The 21871-nt window shown below is 42.6% G+C and carries 17 protein-coding genes; 3 read left to right on the top strand and 14 right to left on the bottom strand.

The window, feature by feature from the left end:
* Positions 1–43: 43 nt before the first annotated feature.
* The 5 genes from NQ488_03405 to NQ488_03385 form a co-directional block, all read right to left on the bottom strand.
* On the bottom strand, positions 44–1846 hold the full coding sequence (locus NQ488_03405; GenBank protein ID UWN97093.1) for an ABC transporter ATP-binding protein/permease: 1803 nt from the start codon (positions 1844–1846) through the stop codon (positions 44–46).
* 280 nt (positions 1847–2126) lie between these two features.
* Positions 2127–3848 (bottom strand): ABC transporter ATP-binding protein/permease, encoded by a 1722-nt coding sequence (locus NQ488_03400; GenBank protein ID UWN96372.1) that lies wholly within the window; start codon positions 3846–3848, stop codon positions 2127–2129.
* The gene (locus tag NQ488_03395; protein ID UWN96371.1) at positions 3845–4261 is read right to left on the bottom strand and encodes a MarR family transcriptional regulator; all 417 of its coding nucleotides are present in this window, start codon (positions 4259–4261) and stop codon (positions 3845–3847) included. Before NQ488_03395 ends, NQ488_03400 begins: the two co-directional genes overlap by 4 nt.
* Before the next feature lie 158 nt (positions 4262–4419).
* The gene (locus tag NQ488_03390; protein UWN96370.1) at positions 4420–5751 is read right to left on the bottom strand and encodes an MATE family efflux transporter; all 1332 of its coding nucleotides are present in this window, start codon (positions 5749–5751) and stop codon (positions 4420–4422) included.
* Between the two features lie 81 nt (positions 5752–5832).
* Positions 5833–6996, bottom strand: coding sequence for an AI-2E family transporter (locus NQ488_03385; GenBank protein ID UWN96369.1), 1164 nt, complete (start codon positions 6994–6996; stop codon positions 5833–5835).
* 146 nt (positions 6997–7142) lie between these two features.
* On the opposite strand from NQ488_03385, the gene NQ488_03380 reads away from it, so the two are divergent.
* Positions 7143–7319 carry a DUF4250 domain-containing protein gene (locus NQ488_03380; protein ID UWN96368.1) on the top strand — a complete coding sequence of 59 codons (177 nt, stop codon included), beginning with the start codon at positions 7143–7145 and terminating at the stop codon, positions 7317–7319.
* 28 nt (positions 7320–7347) lie between these two features.
* On the opposite strand, the gene NQ488_03375 is transcribed toward NQ488_03380, so the two are convergent.
* The 3 genes from NQ488_03375 to gdhA all read right to left on the bottom strand — a co-directional run bounded on the left by NQ488_03375 (position 7348) and on the right by gdhA (position 12327).
* Entirely contained in the window at positions 7348–8940 is a 1593-nt protein-coding gene (locus tag NQ488_03375; protein ID UWN96367.1) for a peptide chain release factor 3, read from the bottom strand.
* Between the two features lie 74 nt (positions 8941–9014).
* Entirely contained in the window at positions 9015–10760 is a 1746-nt protein-coding gene (locus tag NQ488_03370; GenBank protein ID UWN96366.1) for a methyl-accepting chemotaxis protein, read from the bottom strand.
* Positions 10761–10992: 232 nt separating this feature from the next.
* Complete coding sequence (gene gdhA / locus NQ488_03365; GenBank protein UWN96365.1) at positions 10993–12327, bottom strand: NADP-specific glutamate dehydrogenase; 1335 nt, start codon at positions 12325–12327, stop codon at positions 10993–10995.
* A 287-nt stretch (positions 12328–12614) separates the two neighbouring features.
* Between gdhA and NQ488_03360 the strand changes: the two genes are divergently transcribed.
* Positions 12615–12935, top strand: a complete 321-nt coding sequence (locus NQ488_03360; GenBank protein UWN96364.1) for a hypothetical protein — start codon at positions 12615–12617, stop codon at positions 12933–12935.
* A gap of 180 nt (positions 12936–13115) precedes the next feature.
* Here NQ488_03360 and NQ488_03355 read toward each other — a convergent pair whose 3' ends face one another.
* Entirely contained in the window at positions 13116–14747 is a 1632-nt protein-coding gene (locus NQ488_03355; GenBank protein ID UWN96363.1) for an LCP family protein, read from the bottom strand.
* A gap of 109 nt (positions 14748–14856) precedes the next feature.
* Complete coding sequence (locus NQ488_03350) at positions 14857–15687, bottom strand: Cof-type HAD-IIB family hydrolase (GenBank protein UWN96362.1); 831 nt, start codon at positions 15685–15687, stop codon at positions 14857–14859.
* A 229-nt stretch (positions 15688–15916) separates the two neighbouring features.
* On the opposite strand from NQ488_03350, the gene NQ488_03345 reads away from it, so the two are divergent.
* Entirely contained in the window at positions 15917–17629 is a 1713-nt protein-coding gene (locus tag NQ488_03345) for a S8 family peptidase (protein ID UWN96361.1), read from the top strand.
* Positions 17630–17692: 63 nt separating this feature from the next.
* Here the strand turns inward: NQ488_03345 and clpX are convergent, their stop codons facing one another.
* From clpX to NQ488_03325, 4 genes are read right to left on the bottom strand one after another with little or no spacing between them, the layout of a single operon-like run.
* Positions 17693–19090 carry an ATP-dependent Clp protease ATP-binding subunit ClpX gene (gene clpX, locus NQ488_03340; GenBank protein UWN96360.1) on the bottom strand — a complete coding sequence of 466 codons (1398 nt, stop codon included), beginning with the start codon at positions 19088–19090 and terminating at the stop codon, positions 17693–17695.
* Positions 19091–19112: 22 nt separating this feature from the next.
* Positions 19113–20477: an MATE family efflux transporter gene (locus tag NQ488_03335; GenBank protein UWN96359.1), complete on the bottom strand. Its 1365-nt coding sequence runs from the start codon at positions 20475–20477 to the stop codon at positions 19113–19115.
* A gap of 24 nt (positions 20478–20501) precedes the next feature.
* Positions 20502–20837: a DUF6145 family protein gene (locus tag NQ488_03330; protein ID UWN97092.1), complete on the bottom strand. Its 336-nt coding sequence runs from the start codon at positions 20835–20837 to the stop codon at positions 20502–20504.
* A complete protein-coding gene (locus tag NQ488_03325) occupies positions 20830–21855 on the bottom strand; it encodes a biotin--[acetyl-CoA-carboxylase] ligase (GenBank protein ID UWN96358.1) in 1026 nt (341 codons plus the stop codon). Before NQ488_03325 ends, NQ488_03330 begins: the two co-directional genes overlap by 8 nt.
* Between the last annotated feature and the right edge of the window lie 16 nt (positions 21856–21871).

Genomic DNA, 21871 nt, shown 5'->3' with positions numbered 1-21871 from the left:
GTAAAATATTACCAATAACCTATAGCTATAGACTTATAGCACTTTATCCCAGAACCGCCCTGCCTGTATACAGCTCATAATATCTGCTGTGATTTGCAAGAAGCTGCTCATGTGTGCCTTTTTCTATTATACTACCATGTTCAAGTACTATTATGGAATCAGAATTACGGATTGTCGACAGTCTGTGTGCAATAACAAATGTTGTACGTTCAGCCATCAGTCTGTCCATTGCATCCTGAATCTGCCTTTCAGTTCTTGTATCTACCGAGCTTGTTGCTTCATCAAGTATGAGTATCGGTGCCTTGGACAGTGCCGCCCTTGCTATATTGAGGAGCTGCCTCTGCCCCTGGCTTAAGTTGGAACCGTCCTTTTCAAGCATCGTATCATAACCGTTTTCAAGACGGTTGATAAAGTAATCAGCATTGGCTGTCATCGCAGCCTGCCTTACTTCATCATCCGTGGCATCAGGTCTTCCGTATCTGATATTCTCCATAACCGTACCTGTGAACAGATGTGTGTCCTGGAGTACGAGAGCTATATTTTTCCTGAGTTCATCCTTATCAATCGTCCTTATATCACGTCCGTCTATCGTTATAAGCCCGCTCTGAATCTCATAGAATCTTGTAAGCAGATTGGTAATCGTTGTCTTACCCGCTCCGGTAGAACCGACAAATGCTATCTTCTGCCCTTTAGAAGCCTTAAGTGAGATATCTTTAAGAATAATCCTGTCGGGATTATACCCAAATGTGACATCCCTGAACTCAATATCACCGCGGACCGGCATTATCTCCCCAGTTCTCCCGGATACCGCTTCCGTATCCATATCCATAACACCAAAGACTCTCTCTGCACCTGCAAGTGCTGAAAATATCGTATTCATCTGTGAAGACAGTTCATTGACCGGTCTTGAAAACTGTCTCGCATATGTGACAAATATTGTCACACCTCCCACATCAAATCCCTTAAGTACACAGAATATTCCTCCCAGCATTGCCGTAAGCGAATAATTAACCTGACCGAGATTACCTACAACCGGTCCCATAATTCCGCCGAAGAACTGTGCATTTATCTGCTTATCCTTAAGGTCATTATTATATTCCCTGAATTCTTCTATAGCCTTCTCCTCATGATTAAATACTTTTACTACCTTCTGCCCCGTTATCGTCTCCTCGATATAGCCGTTAAGGCGTCCTATTGATTCCTGCTGCATCGCATAATATCTGCGGCTTCTCTTAATAAGGAATCTGCCTGCCTTAATCATGACCGGTGTCATCACAAACGTAACAAGTGCAAGCCATATATTCGTATATATCATCATTGAAAGAGTGCCTATGAGTGTCATAATTCCTGCAATGAACTGGACTATCGTATTGTTCATCATCTCTCCTACAGCATCAATATCATTGGTATAACGGCTCATAAGGTCACCATTGCTGTTAGTATCAAAAAAACGCACCGGCATATCCTTCATATGTGTAAAAAGATCATGCCTCATCCTGCGCAATGCCGACTGTGACACACTGAGCATAAGCCTCATCTGTATATACATCCCCACGAATGAACCTGCGTACACAACTGCCATAACACATACCGCCATAAAAAGTCCCTGTGGATTACCGCTGCTTCCATCAACCGGAAGTATGTATGTATTAATTATAGGTCTTATCATGTAAGAAGCTGCCAGATTGCAAAGTGTGCTCAACATAGATGCAATAAGTGCCACAATGAGCTGTGCCTTTGTCTCCGACATATATCCCAAAAGCCTGAGTATAGTATTCTTCATATTCTTCGGTCTCTCAGCCTTGGCGCGCATATTGGCACGTCCGCCTCCTCCGGGTCCGCGCATTCCCGGTATTCCTGATGGTCCTGCCATATTATCCTCCATTCAAGCGCTGCTTTTTGCGCATATCAGGTTTGTGTGCAAGCACAAATCCTGCGTGTGAAAAATCTTATTTTTCACACTATCCTCCATTCCGCAGGCACAAAGTGCCGGAGGAACCGCGAGCCAAATGTCAGATTTGGCTCTGCGATAGATGCTATTTGTGGCGCCTGCGGCACAAATAGCTGTGTGAAAAATCAGATATCAGGCTGATTTTTCACACTATCCTCCATTCCGCAGGTAAAGATTACGAATTTGTCTGCAAATCATATATCTCCCTGTAAAGTGTACAACCTGCAAGGAGCTGTTCATGCGTTCCCATATCAATAACCCTGCCGTTATCCATTACAAGAATTACATCTGCATGCATTATTGATGATATCCTCTGTGATACCGTAATAGTTGTACACCCTGCAAGCTGTTCTTCAAGTGCTGCATTTATCTTTCTCTCTGTTGCAGTATCTACTGCACTTGTCGAATCATCAAGTATCAAAATCTTTGGCTTTTTAAGCAGTGCCCTTGCTATACAAAGCCTCTGCTTCTGTCCGCCTGATACGTTGCACCCGCCCTGTCCGAGCTGTGCTGCATATCCGTCAGCAAAATCATTTACAAATTCATCCGCCTGTGCCGCTGATGCTGCCTGCCTTATCTGCTCATCCGTGGCATCTGCGTCGCCCCACCTCAGATTATCTGCAATGTCTCCGGAAAAAAGTACATTATTCTGCAGCACCATTCCTACACCGTCTCTCAGATTCTTAAGTGAATATTCCCTGACATCAGTTCCGTCAATAAGCACACTTCCGCTGTCAGCATCGTAAAGTCTGGCAATAAGCGACACCAGTGTACTCTTGCCGCAGCCCGTGGAACCTATAATTCCCATTTTCTGTCCGCTCTTAAGGTGAAAGCTTATATTATCCAGCACCCATTCTTCCGAGTTTTTATAATATCTGAAGAAAACATTTTTGAATTCAACATCCCCACATAATACTTTCTTATCCTTCATCGCAGCAGCATCATCCGTAAGGTCTATGTCAGCCTGCATAACTTCATCTATTCTCTTAAGTGATGCCACTGCTCTTGTACTGTTAAGGAATACCATTGAAAGCATTGTAAGGCTTGACAATATCTGTGTCATATAATTGATAAATGCGGTAAGATTGCCGACAGGCATATGTCCTGCGATAATCATATTGCCACCCTTCCACATAACAGCCACTATTGCCATATTCATTATAAGTGCCATTGCAGGTGCCATGACTATAACAGTCCTCATTGCCCTTACTGTCGATTCGCATAACTGCTCATTGCGGCTGTCAAACTTAGCCTCCTCATACTCTCCCCTGACAAATGACTTTATTACTCTGATATTAACAAGCATCTCCTGAATACATGAATTCAGATTATCAAGCTTCGTCTGCATTCTGTCAAATCTCGGAAACGCCAGCTTCATGATTACGGCTACCACACACACTATAACCGGAATTACAACAATAAGTATCATTGCAAGCCCCGGACTCATAACAAATGCCATGATAACGGCTCCTATAAGTATTCCCGGTGACCTTAGGCATGTTCTCAATGTCTGCATTATCATATTCTGTATCTGCGTAATGTCATTGGTAAGACGTGTAACAAGTGAACCCGTGCTGAAATCATCAATATTCTTAAAAGAGAACTTCTGGATTTTTTCAAATAAAGCCATTCGCAGGTCTGTCCCTGTATTCATTGCTGCCCTTGCCGCAAAGAATGCTCCTCCTACACCTCCAACTGCCATAAATACTGCTATGATTACCATCATGATTCCTGTTCTGACTATGTACCCAATATCATGATTCATAACTCCGACATTTATAATCCTTGCCAGAAGCCACGGAAGCATAATATCACCGACGACCTCAACAATCATAAACAATGGCCCTGTAAAATAATATGCAGCATACGGCTTTATGTATTGGACATATTTTTTCAAGCTTCCACCTCCCATTTGTCTTTCCAGTCATTAAGCAGCTTTCCAAGCAGCACATACAACTGCTCTTTTTCTTTGCTGTTTAATGATGCAAATGTATCTTTTGCTTTTTCCTTTCTTACTTCCTCTATATGAAGCATCTTATCCCTTCCTGCATCAGTTATTGTGACATACACCTGTCTTTTATCTTTTTCTCCGCGCTTACGCTGTATAAGTCCGTCCTCTTCCATCTTGCGCAGCAGCTCGCTCATAGAGCCCGCCTTTACATCCATCTTCCCTATAAGCCCGCTCTGCGTAAGCGGTCCCTCCTCATCAAGGCTGTGCAATACCGTAAGCCTTCCTCTGTGCGCAGGTCTTCTGTAATGCATATAATATTCGCAGTCATTGAGAAGCTTCAATAAATCAGTATCCTTCACACTAATCTCCATTCCGCAGGTGGCATATAAAGCCTGCCCTGCTTTATAAAAAATATAGTTAGGTACATAATAATTATGTACCTAACTATATTTTATCATCTGGGATTAATTTGTCAAATAGTCTTTTTATCGTGCTGAATGTGATCATTTGTCTTTTTTCATGCATAATGGTATGTATTTTTCTTCTTAATAAGGAAAAATGCGGATACGGCAAGCGCAAGCAGCTCAGCGGCCGTTGTTGCCCACCATATTCCGTCTATCCGCAATATCAGAGGGAGTATAAGAACCGCTGCCATCTGGAACACAAGTGTCCTCATTAATGATATTCCCGCCGATACCGCACCATTGCCAAGAGCCGTAAAAAATGATGACGCGAATATGTTAAAGCCCGCAATTATGAATGACAGGGAGAATATTCCAAACGCTCTGTGCGTCATTGCAAGAAGCTGCGCATCATATCCCACGAATATGCCGGCAAGCGGATATGACAATGCCTGTGCTGTTACCATCATGACAGCCCCTGCACTTCCCATAACCACAAGGCTCTTACGAAGCATATTCTTAAGTTCTGCATTATTGCCGGAGCCATAATTATAGCCGACTACAGGTGCGGTTCCTATATTGTATCCGATAAATACCGCAATAAATATAAACTGCACATACATAAGAACACCATATGCCGCAACGCCGTTCTCACCTGCGAACCTGAGAAGCTGAAAATTATATAATATACTTACAATGGAACCTGATATACTGGTCATAAGTTCTGATGCCCCATTAGTACATGCTTTAATGATTATTCCTGCATCCATGCGGCACAGCGAAAGGCGCAGAAGGCTGCTGTTCGGTCTTGCAAAATATATAAGCGGCAGTATTCCGCCTACACACTGGCTTATCCCCGTAGCAGCTGCCGCACCGGTAACTCCCCATCTGAACACGCCCACAAACACGGCATCGAGCACCATATTGGTTATTCCTGCCGCAAGCGTCGCCATAAGTCCAAGTTTTGGCTTTTCTGCTGTTGTAAGAAATGTCTGAAACACATTCTGAAGCATGAATGCTATATTAAAGGCCATAACCGTTCTTCCGTATATAACACAGTCATCAAGCATTGCAGGTGTAGCTCCAAGTATCAGTGCAATAGGCCTCATAAATATGATTCCTATGACAGTCGTGATTATTCCGCATATAACCGTAAAATACACCAGCATTGAAAAATATTGTGATGCTCTCTTCTTATCACCCTCGCCAAGTGTCCTGGCAACAAGCGCACTCCCGCCTGCGCCTATCATAAAGCCTAAACCTCCGAGAATCATTATGAACGGCATAACAAGGTTAATCGCCGCAAATGATACCTTTCCTGCAAAGTTGGATACAAAAAAGCCGTCTACCACTCCGTATATTGACGTAAATACCATCATAATTACCGATGGCAGACAGAATCTTAACAGCCTGCCATAAGTAAAGTGGTCTGATAACTTAATCTTCATCTTAATCTCCATTCCTTCGCTGCCTTTTACGCATATCAAGTTTGTGCGTAAGCACAAATCTTGCGTGTGAAAAATCAGCCATCAGGCTGATTTTTCACACTTTTCCCTCTGTCTTACCCAGCTTCCGATAAGGCTGTATATTACTGATACAAGCGGGATAAATACAAGCATTCCCACTATTCCCATAAGGCTTCCGCCTATTGTAACTGCCATAAGCACCCATATTGAAGGGAGTCCTACCGAGCCGCCCACAACATGCGGATATATAAGGTTGCCTTCAATCTGCTGAAGCACCAGGAACATAATAACAAAAAACAGTGCCTTGAACGGATCAATCAGCAGTATAAGCAGTGCTCCGACTATACATCCGATAAATGCACCGACAATCGGAATTAATGCCATGAACGCTATAAGCACCGCAATAAGAAGTGCATACGGCAGTCTGAAGATAAGCATACATATAAAGAACATAAATCCAAGAATACATGCCTCAAGGCACTGTCCCGTAATAAAGCTGCAGAATATCCTGTGTGTCAGTGATGCCACATAATTAATCTTCCCAACTGTCTTTTCACTGAATGTAACCTTAATAATACGTCTTACCTGTGATTCAAGCTTTTCCTTCTGCATAAGGATATAACATGCAAAAACAACTGCTATGAAAAATGTAGTAACTCCGCTTATAATTCCCATAGTTGCCGAAAATGTATGAGAAAGTATATTGGTTGCACCGTTGAATATGAAATTCTTAACAGAATCAAATACTGCAACCCAGTCTATCTGTACATCTCCTATATATTTTTCAATCTCAGGATTATCTGCGAATGTTTTCTGAAGCCAGTCCTGGAACTGCGGAAGCCACGCCATGAATGCCTGTCCGATTGACTCCATTGTACTCACAAGCTGTGGAAGAACAACTCCTATAACTATGCTTATCACAGCAATTACACATCCAAACGTAAGCAGCAGGCTCACCGGACGCAGAAGCCTTTCAGCTGCTGACGTCTTACTGTTATTCTTTCCCTGTATCAATGGCATAAACTTTTTCAACAGCTTCTCTATCCCCCTCATCGGAAGATTCAAAAGAAATGCTATCGCCGCACCAAGCACAAACGGAAATATCAGATCCCACAGAAATTCTATTCCCGCAAATACCTTCTCATAATTGATAAATATTGTATACACAAGCATTGTAAATACAATCAGCCCTGCTATCTGCTTTACTTTTCTCTTATCAGAATCCATTCTCTATAATCTCCTTTATCTCTGATATACCATCCGACATCTGACTGACATCGGTTAATTTCATAATAACACACTTTACATTCTTCCGTAAATGTGGTAAAAAATGAAAAGACTATTAACATTATAAATGAAACGGGGTAAATATTATGTCGATTCCTAATGATCCGGTCATGCTTTTAAGCTTTGTGAATATGCAGCTTCGTGACCATTACAGCAGCTTTAGTGATTTTTGTAAGACAAATTCTTTAGATAAAAAACTGATAACCGACAAACTCGCGTCTATCGATTATCAGTATAATGAAACAACTAATCAGTTTATCTGATACGGCAGTCTGCTGACTGTCCTGTCTATCAGTTCTTGCCGAATTCTGAAAGCTTGAGACCTTCATTACGTTCAAGGACCATTCCGACACTCCAGCTGTTCACAAACAGTAACAGAGGATTGTCCTTAAGGTCTTTGATTTTCTTCATGTCAGACGTTCCTGACAGATGCTCAACATCAACCTCTTCCGGATTCTCTATCCATCTGATATGCTCATATGGAAGAGGCTCAAGGCGTATATCTACATTATATTCATTCTCAAGTCTGAACTTAAGTACATCAAACTGAAGCACTCCGACTACTCCGACAATAATCTCTTCCATTCCGGTGTTGAACTCCTGGAATATCTGAATTGCACCTTCCTGTGCTATCTGGCTGATTCCCTTAACAAACTGCTTTCTCTTCATCGTATCTATCTGGCGTACTCTTGCAAAATGCTCCGGTGCAAATGTAGGTATTCCGTCAAATGTAAACTTCTCATTGGAAGTTGTAAGCGTATCACCGATTGAGAATATTCCCGGATCGAACACGCCGATAATGTCTCCTGCATAAGCTTCATCAACAATATGCCTCTCCTGAGCCATCATCTGCTGCGGCTGTGCAAGCTTAATCTTCCTGCCGCCCTGAACATGGGTGACCTCCATGCCGGCCTCAAACTTACCTGAACATATTCTCATGAATGCAATTCTGTCGCGGTGCATCTTATTCATGTTAGCCTGTATCTTGAATACGAATGCCGAGAAATCCCCGGAAAACGGGTCAACATCACCGATTGATGAATGTCTCGCAAGCGGAGCTGTTGTCATCTTAAGGAAATGCTGTAAGAAGTTCTCCACACCAAAATTCGTAAGTGCTGAGCCAAAGAACACAGGTGTCAGGTCTCCGGCTCTTACCTCATCAAGATTGAATTCCGAGCTTGCACCGTCAAGCAGCTCTATATCTTCCTGCAGCTTCTCATAAAAATGAGACCCAAGCTCATCTGCAAGTGCGGCATCATCTATTCCAAGTCTCTCCGTTGCGACTTCCTTCTGTCCGTTCATCGCAGCCGTAAACAGTGATACTTCCCTGTCAGTACGATCGTATACACCCTTGAACTCCTTACCTGAACCGATAGGCCAGTTCATAGGACACGTCCTTATTCCAAGAACATTTTCAATTTCATCAAGAAGCTCAAATGGGTCATTAGCTTCCCTATCCATCTTATTAATAAAAGTAAATATAGGTATGTGCCTTAAAACGCATACTTTGAACAGCTTAATTGTCTGCTTCTCTACACCCTTGGATGCATCGATAACCATGACTGCCGAATCAGCTGCCATAAGTGTACGGTAAGTATCCTCTGAGAAATCCTCATGTCCCGGTGTATCAAGAATATTAATGCAGTAGCCGTCATAGTTAAACTGCAATACTGAAGATGTTACAGAGATACCTCTCTGCTTCTCTATCTCCATCCAGTCTGACACAGCATGCTTAGCTGTCTTCTTGCCTTTTACAGAGCCGGCGAGATTAATTGCCCCTCCGTAAAGCAGGAATTTCTCGGTAAGAGTTGTCTTACCTGCATCCGGGTGGGAAATTATCGCAAAAGTCCTTCTTTTTGTAATCTCACTGGTTAAATCTGCCACCTTAAATCCTCCTGATTCTTCTAACAGTTTTGCGAAGCAAAATCTGACGCATACCTTATATTATACTTGCGATATTACTTTTTTTCAACTGCCGAATATAATTTAAAGCGGCGTACAAGCTCATCAAGTTCATCTGCCTTTTCTGAAAGCTGTGTGCTGATAGCATTGCTTTCCTGCGCTGCGGCTGCGGTATTCTGTGTAACGCCTGAAATCTGTTCAATTCCTGCTTCAATCTGAGCCAGCGCATCTGCCTGTCCCTTTGAAGCTTCATTAGTAGTACGCGCAACTTCTGCAAATTCATGCATCTGTCCTATTATCTTCCCAAATACTTCTGCTACGGAAGCCGTAATATCATTACCCTTGCCAATCTCTTCCATAGTCTTGCCGATAAGTTCTCTTGTGTTGACTGCTGAATTAGAGCTGTCCGTTGCAAGCTTGCCGATTTCATCTGCGACAACCGCAAATCCCTTACCTGCTTCGCCTGCCCTTGCCGCCTCAATTGATGCATTAAGAGCAAGGAGGCTTGTCTGTGATGCAATATCCTCGATAGTTGCCGTGATATTCTCAATTTCTTTTGAAATAGCTGTGATATTCGCCATCTCTTCCGTGAGTTCCTGCATTCTTACCTGCTCACTCTTAGCATCCCTTGCGGCTTTCTCAATGCTTTCATATGCTTCCTGAGTCTTCTTCGCACTTGTCTCTGCAAGGTTTGCTACTGTCTCAACAGTTGCAGTAAGCTCCTCAATCGAGCTTGCCTGGTCTGTTGTGCCTGTTGAGAGTTCAACCGCCGCACCGGCAATATCTGCTGCACCTGCTTCAACAAGTCCTGATGTATTCTGGATGTTAGTAAGTGTTATATTGAAATTCTTAAGTATATATACAAAAGATTCCTTAATACTTGCAAAATCTCCTCTGAAATCTGTAATATTCTCACTTGGCTTTGTGAGATCGCCCTTTGCTATCTCTCTTAATGTAGCAGAAATCTCATCAACATAAGAATAAAGTACATTCATTGTTCCTCTGAGGGCCTCGGCAAGCTCACCAAGCTCATCTTCTGACTCATATGTAATATTATCTGCTGCTCCAAGGTCGCCGTTATACATGTGTGCGGCAGCATCATCAAGCTCTTTGATTGGTGCCGTAAGCATATCTGTTATAATTCCTGTAAGCATGACAGAAGCAGCGACTGCAATAATGAGAAGTACCACTCCGATTCCAATAAGCACATAGCTTGATATCATGCTTGACTTATAATATGACTTTCCGCTTGCATTAATGATGCTCTCAAGCTCAAGCGACAATTCCTTAATGTCATTTACGACCGGCTTGTATGTATTCTTATTGTATGTATAAGCATTATTAAGATCCTTATTCTTAAGGAGTGTCATAAGCTGTGGTCTTATCTTCTCTCCTTCATTAATCTTACTTTTTAGTCTTTCAAGGACATCCTTTCCTTCGCTGTTATCTATTGTTTCATCAAGTGACTGGACAGCCTCTGTGACAAGCTTTACATCCGCTTCCATATTACTTGAAAATCCATTATAATCAGAACCTGCGCCAGCATTACCCGCAATAATATAGCTGTTTATCTCACTCTGAAGATCTGTCAGTCCATACTTAATGTCAGCGATATCACTTACATTAGTCATTGGCCCAACAAATATTTTTTTAACTTTTCCGGCTATCACGGTCATTCCTACAAGAAGTACCACAGCAATAATTACAGATAATACGACAATTATTCCGTGTGATGTTTTGAGTTTACTGTTAATCGACTTGTTTTTCAGCTTTTCTGTAAGCTTTTCTTTTAATCTGTTCATTGATTGTCCTTCCTTAATAGTCTATATTTCATAATTTAACTATTATATAGTTCTCAGGTACTATTGTCAATATTTCCTGCACCTGATTTTAATTACCTGATTTTAATTATATATAAATTAATATAAGGGCATCAGAAGATGACACATTCTTCCGATACCCTTATTAGCAGTAAAATCAAATCGTATTCAAATCGTGAACGAACTATTCTATTAATCAGCTGTTATCTGATAATTAGCAGACGCCCTGAGCTACCATAGCGTTAACAACCTTCTCAAATCCGGCAATGTTAGCACCTGCAACATAATCGCCTTCCTTGCCATACTTCTTAGAAGCATCATCAAGGTTGTGGAAGATGTTAACCATGATATTCTTGAGCTTAGAATCAACTTCCTCGAATGTCCAGCTGAGTCTCTCGCTGTTCTGGCTCATCTCAAGAGCTGATGTAGCAACACCACCTGCGTTAGAAGCCTTACCAGGAGCAAAGAGAACACCGTTCTCCTGAAGGTACTTTGTAGCCTCAAGAGTTGTAGGCATGTTAGCACCCTCTGCTACTGCGATAACACCGTTAGCAACAAGTGCCTTAGCATCGTCAATCAGAAGCTCGTTCTGTGTAGCACATGGAAGAGCAACATCACACTTAATTGTCCATACGCCTCTTCCCTCATGGTACTGAGCGCTTGGTCTCTTAGCAGCATACTCTGTAAGTCTTGCTCTCTTAACTTCCTTAACTTCCTTAAGAAGTGCAACATCGATTCCTTCCGGATCATAGATCCAGCCTGTTGAATCTGAACATGTAACAACCTTAGCGCCGAGCTGCTGAGCCTTCTGGATAGCATAGATAGCAACATTACCTGCACCTGATACACAGATTGTCTTGCCTGCTATATCCTGTCCGTTAGACTTGAGCATCTCCTCTGTGAAGTAAAGAAGACCATAACCTGTAGCCTCTGTTCTTGCAAGAGAACCACCATATGTAAGACCCTTACCTGTAAGAACGCCTTCATATGTTCCGCGGATTCTCTTATACTGTCCGAAGAGGTAACCGATCTCACGTCCGCCTACACCGATATCACCTGCTGGAACATCCATATCTGCACCGATGTACTTGTAAAGCTCTGTCATGAAGCTCTGGCAGAATGCCATAATCTCTCTGTCTGACTTGCCCTTAGGATCGAAGTCAGAACCACCCTTGCCACCGCCGATTGGAAGGCTTGTAAGTGAGTTCTTGAAAACCTGCTCGAATCCAAGGAACTTTATAATACTTAAGTTAACTGATGGGTGAAGTCTGAGACCTCCCTTGTATGGTCCAATAGCGTTATTGAACTGTACTCTGAATCCTCTGTTTACCTGAACCTGTCCGTTATCATCTACCCAAGGTACACGGAACATAATCTGTCTGTCCGGCTCTGTAATTCTCTCAAGAACAGCTTCCTTTCTGTAAAGCTCCTCATTAGCTTCTACTACAGGTCTTAATGACTCAAGAACCTCTGTAACTGCCTGAAGGAATTCTGGCTGTCCCTCATTCTTCTTAGATACTTTCTCTAATACTTCATCAACGTATCCCATCTTTAAGTAATCTCCTTTTCCTTAAAAATTAAGTGCAATCCGTAACCTTCAATTGCCTTATGAAGATATTATATTCAATATTCCTAATTTTTTCAAGTTTTTTCTTTCGTTTCGGTATATAAAATCAAGTAAAAAGCGTTTTTTCTTAATAAATTTAACATTCATCTATCCAAATATAATTAAAATAATTAATTATCCGATATATAAAATAGAAGAATTAAAAGTTTTGACAAAAAATGCACAAGGATGTGCATATGTTTATCATCATATTTCAAGGAGGAAATACTATGGCAGACATGAATACATTCTCAAGCCGCCCTATAGAGCGGATATCAGATGTAGCAACCGTAAGGCCGGCAGGCGGTGACAAAAAGCATGGCGGCACTTCTGGTACTTTTGAGCAGATGCTGGACAGCCATAAGAATAATGGCGGCAAAGCCCGCAAAGACAGCAATAATTCAGCCGGACCACAAATTTCCGGCTCTTCCGGCTCAACAGGGGGAGACTCCGGCAGGTCCACGAATTACGGTTTTATCGATTATTACAACGGCAAAGCCCAGTCAGCTTACTTCTGCATGACAGAATCACTTATGGACAACAAAGCTTAAATCTGTGCTGTATTGCATAGATATTCATTATTCATGAATGATTTTGCATGCAAAAAAATCCGGTCACTTTAAATTATAAGGTTCAGTGCATTTTACTTAATTTTATTAAGAAATGCGTTTTTCGCCTTAATTTTTAAAGTGGCCGGATTATTTTATTATATTATTAATTCAATCCGTCAATTATCTCGCCTGTGTTGTACCTGATTCAAGCGCCTTATCCTCAAGGAACTGGTCAATATCAAATACTTCTCCGTTGCGTACCTTGCTCATAAGCTCAATGGCAGTATTAACAGTTGAATAATCAGGCTCAATTACAGACATACCTACAATACCGAATAACTGTCCTGTCTTAGTCGCGCCTGTACCTGATACACTGTAAGACATTATATTCCAGCCTGTCGGATCGTTAATCTGTGCCTTAACAAGGTTAGATATTGCACTGTCAGGCATGTTAGTCGCAATAAGTCCGGATACTGCATCAAGAACCTTATTGTACTGTGTAAGGATTGCAGTTGATGTAGCCTTGTCAATCATACCCTCGATAGCTGCCATCTGGTTACGTCCACGCTGGTTATCACCGTCTGAGAATGCCTGACGCTCTCTGCAGAATGCAAGAGCCTTCTCGCCATCACACTCATTAGGTCCAACCACAAAGTTGTAAGCTACAGGAGCTGCGTCCTCACCGTTAGTAAACTTAACATCAGAATTAATCGTGATTCCGCCAAGGGCATCAATAACGCCTACAGCACCGGTAAAGTTAACCTTAACATAGTAATCAACATCAACTCCGTACAGACTCTCAAGTGTGCTGATTGATGAATCGACACCATAGTTACCGGCATGCGTAAGCTTCTCGTAACCTGTTACAGCCTTGCCATTGGAATCTGTTGACAGTGTATCAACAGGGACCCAGTAATCACGAGGTGTAGAGACCATCAATACCTGTCTTGTCTTAGGATTAAATGTTGCTACAATATTAACGTCGCTTCGTCCGTTGGCTGATATAGCACCATAATCATCATTACCTGATACATAGATTGTGAATGACTCTGTTGCCGTGTTCTTATTAACAACATTCTCCTTTATCTGTGTTGTATATGTCTTAGTATAGATAACTTTTGTCTTTTCTTCAAAATCAGTGAACTGCTCTTCAAGCATCGCTCTGTTGGACTCGTTAAATACAATTACCTTTACTTCATTATTATAAAGTGCATTAATAATATTAGTCCAGTTATCATAAGTACGTGTCTTTACATTAGTTCCAAGTGTTGTATTAACTTCCTGGATAAGGCTCTCTGCCATGTCTTTGTTATTAATCTTGTTGTATCCGAATGTATAATTCTTAGTTGCTTCAACACCTGTTGCCGGATCGGTTGCAAGAACAACAAGTGAGAATGTATCCGTCTTGGTTGTTACACCCGCTATATTACTGATTACACTGTTAGCCTTGCCTATATACGAAGAACCAACAAACATCACTACCGCAAGCAGTACCGCAAGCACTTTGCCGACCCAGTGTGCCTTGGTAAACTGGGAAAGTACGTTATATACTGTTATAAGAAGCAGAATGCCTATAAGCATCGCCATATACTTAGCAGGAATCATATTAAGCTTGAATAATGCTGCAAGGAATATGATAAGTGCTATAACTTCGATTCCAATCAGTGCAAATCCTACTGATCTGGCAATCAGCTGCTTCTTCTTACGGCGTTCACGCTTTGTAAGAGAATCTGAGCCGGAGAACATAATCTCCATATTGGACTTCTTACTCTCATGTGACGCAGCCTTTTTCTTGTTACTTGAATCTGCCATAATGTAACCTTTTCTGAATAATTCAGTACCCTTTCTTCTTTGATGTCTCGAGTATATTTTCTCCCCACTCTGAAAATATACTCGTTAATTATACCACACAGATTATTTTTTACAACAAAAACTTCTCAATAGCCCGTGCTACACCGCAATTGTCATTAGACTCTGTTATATAACCGGCGTACTTCTTTACCTCAGGATATGCATTCTCCATAACAACCGCAAGCCCTGCATATTCAAGCATCGGAATATCATTCATACCGTCACCGCAGGCTATAAGCTCTGACCTGTCAATTCCAAGTCCTGTAAGCAGGCTGTCCAGTGACGCAGACTTGCTCACTCCCTTTGGCACAACCTCAAGGAAATAGCTCTCTGAGAAAAATGCATCAAGCCTGTCACCATGCTTTGACAGCAGTGCCTCCTGAACAGGCAGGAGTTTTTCGTGTTCTCCGACAACAAGGAACTTTGACACCGGATAATCAACATATTCCTCAAGATTATCGAGCTTTAGTACCGGAGCATTATTACACTTTGCTTCCTTTATAACATACTCATCCGTATCATTCTCAGCCACTATCGAATCATCATTGTAAGTAAGCGCAACAACTCCATTCTCATCAGCAAGCTCACATATATCATGTATACACTCTGCCGGAAGCATGTTCTCATACATAAGTTTCCCCGTCTTCCAGTCAATTATGCTGCCTCCGTTATATGCAAGCACATAACCGCCGCGTTCCTTAAGTTCAAGCTCATCCGCTATTGCAGCGATTCCAAGCACCGGTCTTCCTGATGCAAGTATGACCGCACATCCGCTGTCAATCGCTTTCCATATCGCTTCCTTATTCTCCTTAGGAAGCTGCTTATTGCTGTCGGTAAGAGTTCCGTCAAGATCAAGAGCTATCGCCCTGTATTTTTTCTCATTATTGATATGATTTTCCACACTTTTCTCCATTCCGCAGGCACAAAGTGCCGGAGGAATCGCGAGCCAGATGTCAGATCTGGCTCTGCGACAGATGCTATTTGTGGCGCCTGCGACACAAATAGCTGTGTAAAAAATCAGCTATCAAGCTGATTTTTTACACTAATCTCCATTCCTGTGCATATTATATACAAAATGCTTCCGTACCTGTGCAAAAATCCACAGGTACTCACAGGATTGTATCATGGACTTGAATTGCAGTCAAATAATAACCTCCGGGGATTACTATGACTATATAGCCGCTTATACCCCTTACCTTTACAATATGCTATCCTATACGCCCGGAGTGTGCGTCAACAACATAGATAATCAATGGCTTGTCATCAATTATGAGGGTGACGGCAGTATCGGTGTCAGCACCTCAGGCTATATCGAGATTCCGAAGCTTTTTACATTAACCGATACCTCAAGCATTGATGCATCAGGAATAACACAGGTGCATAACCAGCCGGTGCTTAATCTTCTCGGACGCGGTGTACTCATTGGCTTTATTGACACAGGGATTGACTATCTGAACCCGATATTCCAATATGCAAGGGGATTAAGCAAGATTGATGCAATCTGGGACCAGACTATACAGTCCCCTGATAGCAATCCATCCGATAATCCGTACAAATACGGCACTGTCTACACCAATTCGCAGATTAATGATGCCATTGCCGCAAGTCTTGCCGGTGATGACCCTTATGCAATCGTTCCGTCAAAAGACGATAATGGTCATGGGACATTCATTGCGGGAATCGCCGCCGGAGGTGCAGACAAATCAGCAGGCTTTACCGGTGCCGCCCCTGACGCATCTATTGCCATGGTTAAGTTAAAGCCTGCCAAACAGTATCTCCGTGATTTTTTTCTTATAAATGATGAAGCAGTGGCATTTCAGGAAAATGATATCATGACAGGGATGCAGTTTCTCAAGGACACTGCTAATGCCAAAGGGAAGCCGCTTGTAATCTGTATAGGTCTTGGGAGCAGCAGCGGTCCCCACAACGGAGGTACGCCGCTTGCCGCATATGCCAATGATCTTGCCAGACAGGCAGGCATAGGTGTTGTATGCAGCATGGGCAACGAAGGAAATGCGCGCCATCATTTTTCTGGAATCAAGCCCGCGTTCGAGGATTATGCAACTGTTGAGCTGAGTGTGAGCGATAATGAAAAGGGCTTTGTTCTTGAACTGTGGGCAGACCGCCCCGAGATGTTCTCAATATCAATAGTATCTCCGACAGGAGAGCTTATCCCACGCATACCGGCAAGAAGAACCGAGCAGAGCAGCGTTATTGATTTTGTATTTGAGCAGACAAGGCTTTATATAGATTACCAGAATGTTGAATCCCTGTCCGGCAACCAGCTTATATTCATGCGGTTCATCAAGCCCACCGGAGGAATCTGGAAGATTAACGTACACGGGCTGTCCGGACTGTCAGGTGAATTCGATATGTGGCTTCCGGTCACTGCATTTCTGACAGGTGACGTGCATTTTGTAAGACCCTCTCCCGACACCACGCTCACACAGCCTGCCACTGCATTTTCCGTGATAAGCGTAGGTGCCTATGACCACCTCACGGGCGGCATATACATTGCCAATGGCCGCGGGCCGACATCAGACGGGCGGCTTAAGCCGGATATAGTTGCCCCCGGCGTTAACGTATACGGTCCTTCCGCTGACGGCGGATATACCTATATGACCGGCACCAGCGTGGCTGCCGCCCATGTTGCGGGTGCCGCCGCGCTGATATTCGCATGGGACATACGTTCAAAGCCTGCAACCTATCTTTCCAGTACCAACCTTAAGACAACCCTTGTCCGTGGTGCAAGGCGCGCAGCAACGCGCAGTTATCCGAATAACGAATGGGGCTACGGCATACTTGACCTGTACAATTCATTTGAGCAGACGAGGCTACAATAAAAACAGGTGCATATCCGCAAAGATATGCACCTGTTATATATTAATCACATCACACCTGCTGCCCTACACCGTTCTCATCTGTATAACCGGGCCGCCCTTTTTGTTGATATAGTCACCTGTAATTATCACGCGTCCTATATTGTCGTCCTTCGGAATCTCATACATTATATCAAGCATGAATTCCTCGATTATTGAACGGAGCGCTCTTGCACCGGTCTTTTTCTCAAGTGCCTTCTCCGCAATCGCCTCAAGTGCGCTGTCATCAAACTCAAGCTCAACCTCATCAAGTGCGAGGAGCTTCTTATACTGCTTGAGTATTGCGTTCTTCGGCTCCTTAAGGATACTCACAAGCATATCCTTATCAAGCGGGTCGAGTGTAAATACAACCGGAAGTCTTCCGAGGAACTCAGGAATCATTCCGAAGTTTCTCAGATCCTCAAGTGTTACCTTGCTAAGAAGCTTATCATCGTTATCATACTTATCCTTAAGGTCTGCGATAAAGCCTATCGATGCCTGCTCGTTAAGTCTTTCCTTGATAACCTCATCAAGCTCAGGAAATGCTCCGCCGCATATAAAGAGAATATTGCGTGTGTTAACTGTCGTAAGCGGCACCATTGCATTCTTGCTTGTTGCTCCGACAGGCACTTCTATGTCACTGCCCTCAAGGAGCTTAAGCATTCCCTGCTGTACTGACTCACCGCTTACATCACGGCTTCTCGTCTCCTTTTTCTTGGCTATCTTGTCAATCTCATCGATAAATATAATTCCCTGCTCAGCTCTGTCAACATCATTGTCGGCAGCAGCAAGAAGCTTAGATACAACACTCTCAATATCATCACCGATATAACCGGCTTCCGTAAGTGAAGTTGCATCGGCAATCGCCAGTGGCACGTTAAGAAGCTTTGCAAGTGTCTTTACAAGATATGTCTTACCGCTTCCCGTAGGTCCTATCATGAGCATATTGGACTTCTCAATCTCTATGTCATCCATTGTGTCTGTGGCAACACGCTTATAGTGATTATATACGGCAACAGACATTACCTTCTTGGCATAATCCTGTCCGATTACATACTCGTCAAGCTTTGCCTTAATCTCATGTGGTGCCGGTATGTCCTTAAGCTCAATAATCGGTTTGGCTTTTTCATCCTTCTTGCGCTTCTTAATTCTCTGCTTCTTAGGAACCTCCATGTCCTCCATCCCCGGCATAAATATATTCATCCCGCCGAGAGAAGGATTGGACATCATTTTCATCAAATCATCATAGTTAGAATTACTGTTTATCATGTCAAAGGAACGCTGCATACAGTCGGAGCACACATACATGTTGCCCGGCATCGTAATCAGCTTGCCGGCTTTGCTCTCAGGTCTTCTGCACACACTGCAGACCTTTTCATACTCGTCCTTATCTTCCTTTTCACTGTCAACTATATCATTGGTGTTATTAATCTTATCTTCACTCATACCTTAAAACCTATTACCTCTCTTATGCCATTCCATCCAGATGTCTTATAGTCTTCTTCATAAAAAATATTGACATTGCAACTGAAACAAACTCAGCAATCGGAAATGCGAGCCATACAAGCTCCAGTCTGCCGCTAAGTGACAACAGCCATGCTACGGGAACAATCACAAGGAGCTGACGGCATACAGACATAATAAGACTGTGCAGTGGATTGCCTATTGCCTGGAATACTGTGCTGCATATAATTGCAACACCCGCAAATACAAAGCTGGATGCTATTATTCTGAGCGCCACACAGCCGATTGAAAGCATTTCCTGTGAAGCATCAAATATTCCGAGAAGTCCTGACGGGAAAAGTTCAAAAAGCAGCAGTCCGAATATCATTATTGCAACCGCATATTTCATTCCGAGCTTTATTGTCTTCTTAATTCTGTCAGGCTTTCTTGCTCCGTAATTATATGAAAGTATCGGGACAAGTCCGTTATTCATACCGAAAACAGGCATGAATATAAAGCTGTTGAGCTTATAGTATACACCAAACACAGCTACTGCGGTTGATGAAAATTCTGCCAGTATCTTATTAAGGCTGAATGTCATTACCGATGTAATGGACTGCATTATTATTGAAGGAATTCCCACCCGATACACCTTTGATATTACCGTCGTATCAATTGTAAATATTCCTTTAATGCTGAGTGTAATGTCATGATTGTATACCGCATTACATACAAAGCCAAGAATTGCTGCTATTATCTGGCCTATTACAGTTGCTGCGGCTGCTCCTGTAACTCCCATTGCCGGCAGCCCCAGAAGTCCGAATATAAGAATCGGGTCAAGTATGATATTTATTATCGCTCCAATTCCCTGTGTGAACATTGTAAATATTGTTCGTCCGGTAGCCTGAAGAAGTCTCTCCGTTATTATCTGTCCGAACAATCCAAACGAGAAAAGACAGATAACCGACATGTACTCATCTCCGTATTCAATTATCTGTGCATCGCTTATCTGTGCAGCAAAATATATTCTTGATAAGAATATTCCGATTATGGCAAATACTGCGTAACTGCATATTGCAAGAAATACGCCCATATTAGCCGTATCATCAACCATTCTCTTATTCTTCTCTCCAAGACTCTTGGACAGGAGCGCATTGACACCCGTTCCTGTTCCCGCTGCAACAGCTATCATAAGATTCTGTATCGGGAATGCCATTGATACCGCCGTAAGTGCCGCTTCATTAATCTGTGCAACAAATACACTGTCTACTATATTATATAAAGCCTGCACCAGCATCGATATTACCATCGGCAGCGACATTGTTATAAGAAGTCTGTTGACAGGCATTACACCCATCTTATTCTCTTTTGACTGTATATTCTCTTCCATTACTGATAACTCTCCATTAACCTATTATAGCTGTATATTCTCCCCAAGGAAAAATACTTTATAAAAGAGCTCTATTGACTCAAGGAGCTCTCTCTTCTCATTCTGTATTCTCTTAATAAGAAGACCGCATGCAATATCATCATATAAAAGGTCTCCTTCGTCTGCCTCTGTCTCAAGCATAAGTGTTCCGTCCTCAGCGAAACGAAGCGTAAGAATTCCTCCGACTTCTTCCGTAAAAAGGACACACATTATCTTAAGTTCATCCTTTATCTGGTCAGGAAGTGACGCAAAATCCTCGTTAAAATAATATTTCTGTTCATATGCACTTGAGGCACACAGAACCATTTTCTCATCATACATAGCCATATAATCCTCTTACCGAAACCTCTCCGGCAATTACATTCTTCATTGTTCCATCATCAAGTCTGACTATAAGCTCGCCGTTCATGTCTATACCCTTGGCAACTCCTGTCTCTTCATGCTCCGTACCATTATCACTGCTTATAAGTCTGACTTCACGTCCTGCATTAATCAGGGCAGAATTATACTGTTCAATCAATCCTTCAAGATTGGCAGTCTTAATAAATATATTATAATACTCTTCAAACCTGCGGCTCACAGATGCGATAATCCTGCTCCTCTGTATGTGAAGTCCTGTCTGCACAAGAATTGATGACGCGGTAGCTTTTATGGAATCATCAAATTCCGTAGTGTTGACATTAATTCCTATACCTACGACAACATAATTCACACTGTCCGGAGTTGCACTCATCTCAGTGAGTATTCCGACTATCTTACGGCCGTTAAGGACTATATCATTCGGCCACTTTATTCCGAACTCACAGTCACAGCCTGCTGCATGAAGCTGCTCCTTAATTCCGTCCGCAACCGCAAGTGCTGCCACAAGTGTAAGCATCGATGCCCTGTCAGGTGATATGTCAGGTCTTAACACATACGTCATCCATATACCTGTACCGGCAGGTGACTCCCAGTGTCTTCCGCGTCTTCCCTTGCCGCCTGTCTGCTGTTCGGCTACAACAAGCGTTCCGTGACACGCCATATCTTCCGCAAGCTTTCTTGCAACATTATTCGTTGAATCAACTATATCCCTGCATACAAGCTTCTTAGCCAGAGTACCTTCTCCGTTGGCACTTTCGATATTAATTGCGCTCTCAAGTTCACTCTGCGTAAGTATATCCGGATATTCCGTTATCCTGTAACCCTTGTTATTAACAGCCTCTATTACATATCCTTCTTCCTTCAGTTGGTTAATCACTTTCCAGACAGCCGTTCTTGACACGCCAAGTCTGTCGCATATCTCCTGTCCGGATATATAATCATCAGTTCCACGAAGTATTGTAAGTATCTTTGTCTTCATCAGATACCTCCCACAA

This window comes from [Bacteroides] pectinophilus (assembly GCA_025146925.1).
Lineage (GTDB): Bacteria > Bacillota > Clostridia > Lachnospirales > Lachnospiraceae > Bacteroides_F > Bacteroides_F pectinophilus.
This window is presented reverse-complemented; position numbering and strand designations above follow the sequence as displayed.

Coding starts and splice junctions, on each gene's coding strand:
- NQ488_03405 (UWN97093.1), bottom strand. CDS start 1,846: ATGCGCGGACCCGGAGGAGGCGGACGTGCCAATATGCGCGCCAAGGCT.
- NQ488_03390 (UWN96370.1), bottom strand. CDS start 5,751: ATGAAGATTAAGTTATCAGACCACTTTACTTATGGCAGGCTGTTAAGA.
- NQ488_03360 (UWN96364.1), top strand. CDS start 12,615: ATGGCAGACATGAATACATTCTCAAGCCGCCCTATAGAGCGGATATCA.
- NQ488_03335 (UWN96359.1), bottom strand. CDS start 20,477: ATGGAAGAGAATATACAGTCAAAAGAGAATAAGATGGGTGTAATGCCT.
- NQ488_03355 (UWN96363.1), bottom strand. CDS start 14,747: ATGGCAGATTCAAGTAACAAGAAAAAGGCTGCGTCACATGAGAGTAAG.
- gdhA (UWN96365.1), bottom strand. CDS start 12,327: ATGGGATACGTTGATGAAGTATTAGAGAAAGTATCTAAGAAGAATGAG.
- NQ488_03380 (UWN96368.1), top strand. CDS start 7,143: ATGTCGATTCCTAATGATCCGGTCATGCTTTTAAGCTTTGTGAATATG.
- NQ488_03330 (UWN97092.1), bottom strand. CDS start 20,837: ATGTATGATGAGAAAATGGTTCTGTGTGCCTCAAGTGCATATGAACAG.
- NQ488_03385 (UWN96369.1), bottom strand. CDS start 6,996: ATGGATTCTGATAAGAGAAAAGTAAAGCAGATAGCAGGGCTGATTGTA.
- clpX (UWN96360.1), bottom strand. CDS start 19,090: ATGAGTGAAGATAAGATTAATAACACCAATGATATAGTTGACAGTGAA.
- NQ488_03370 (UWN96366.1), bottom strand. CDS start 10,760: ATGAACAGATTAAAAGAAAAGCTTACAGAAAAGCTGAAAAACAAGTCG.
- NQ488_03325 (UWN96358.1), bottom strand. CDS start 21,855: ATGAAGACAAAGATACTTACAATACTTCGTGGAACTGATGATTATATA.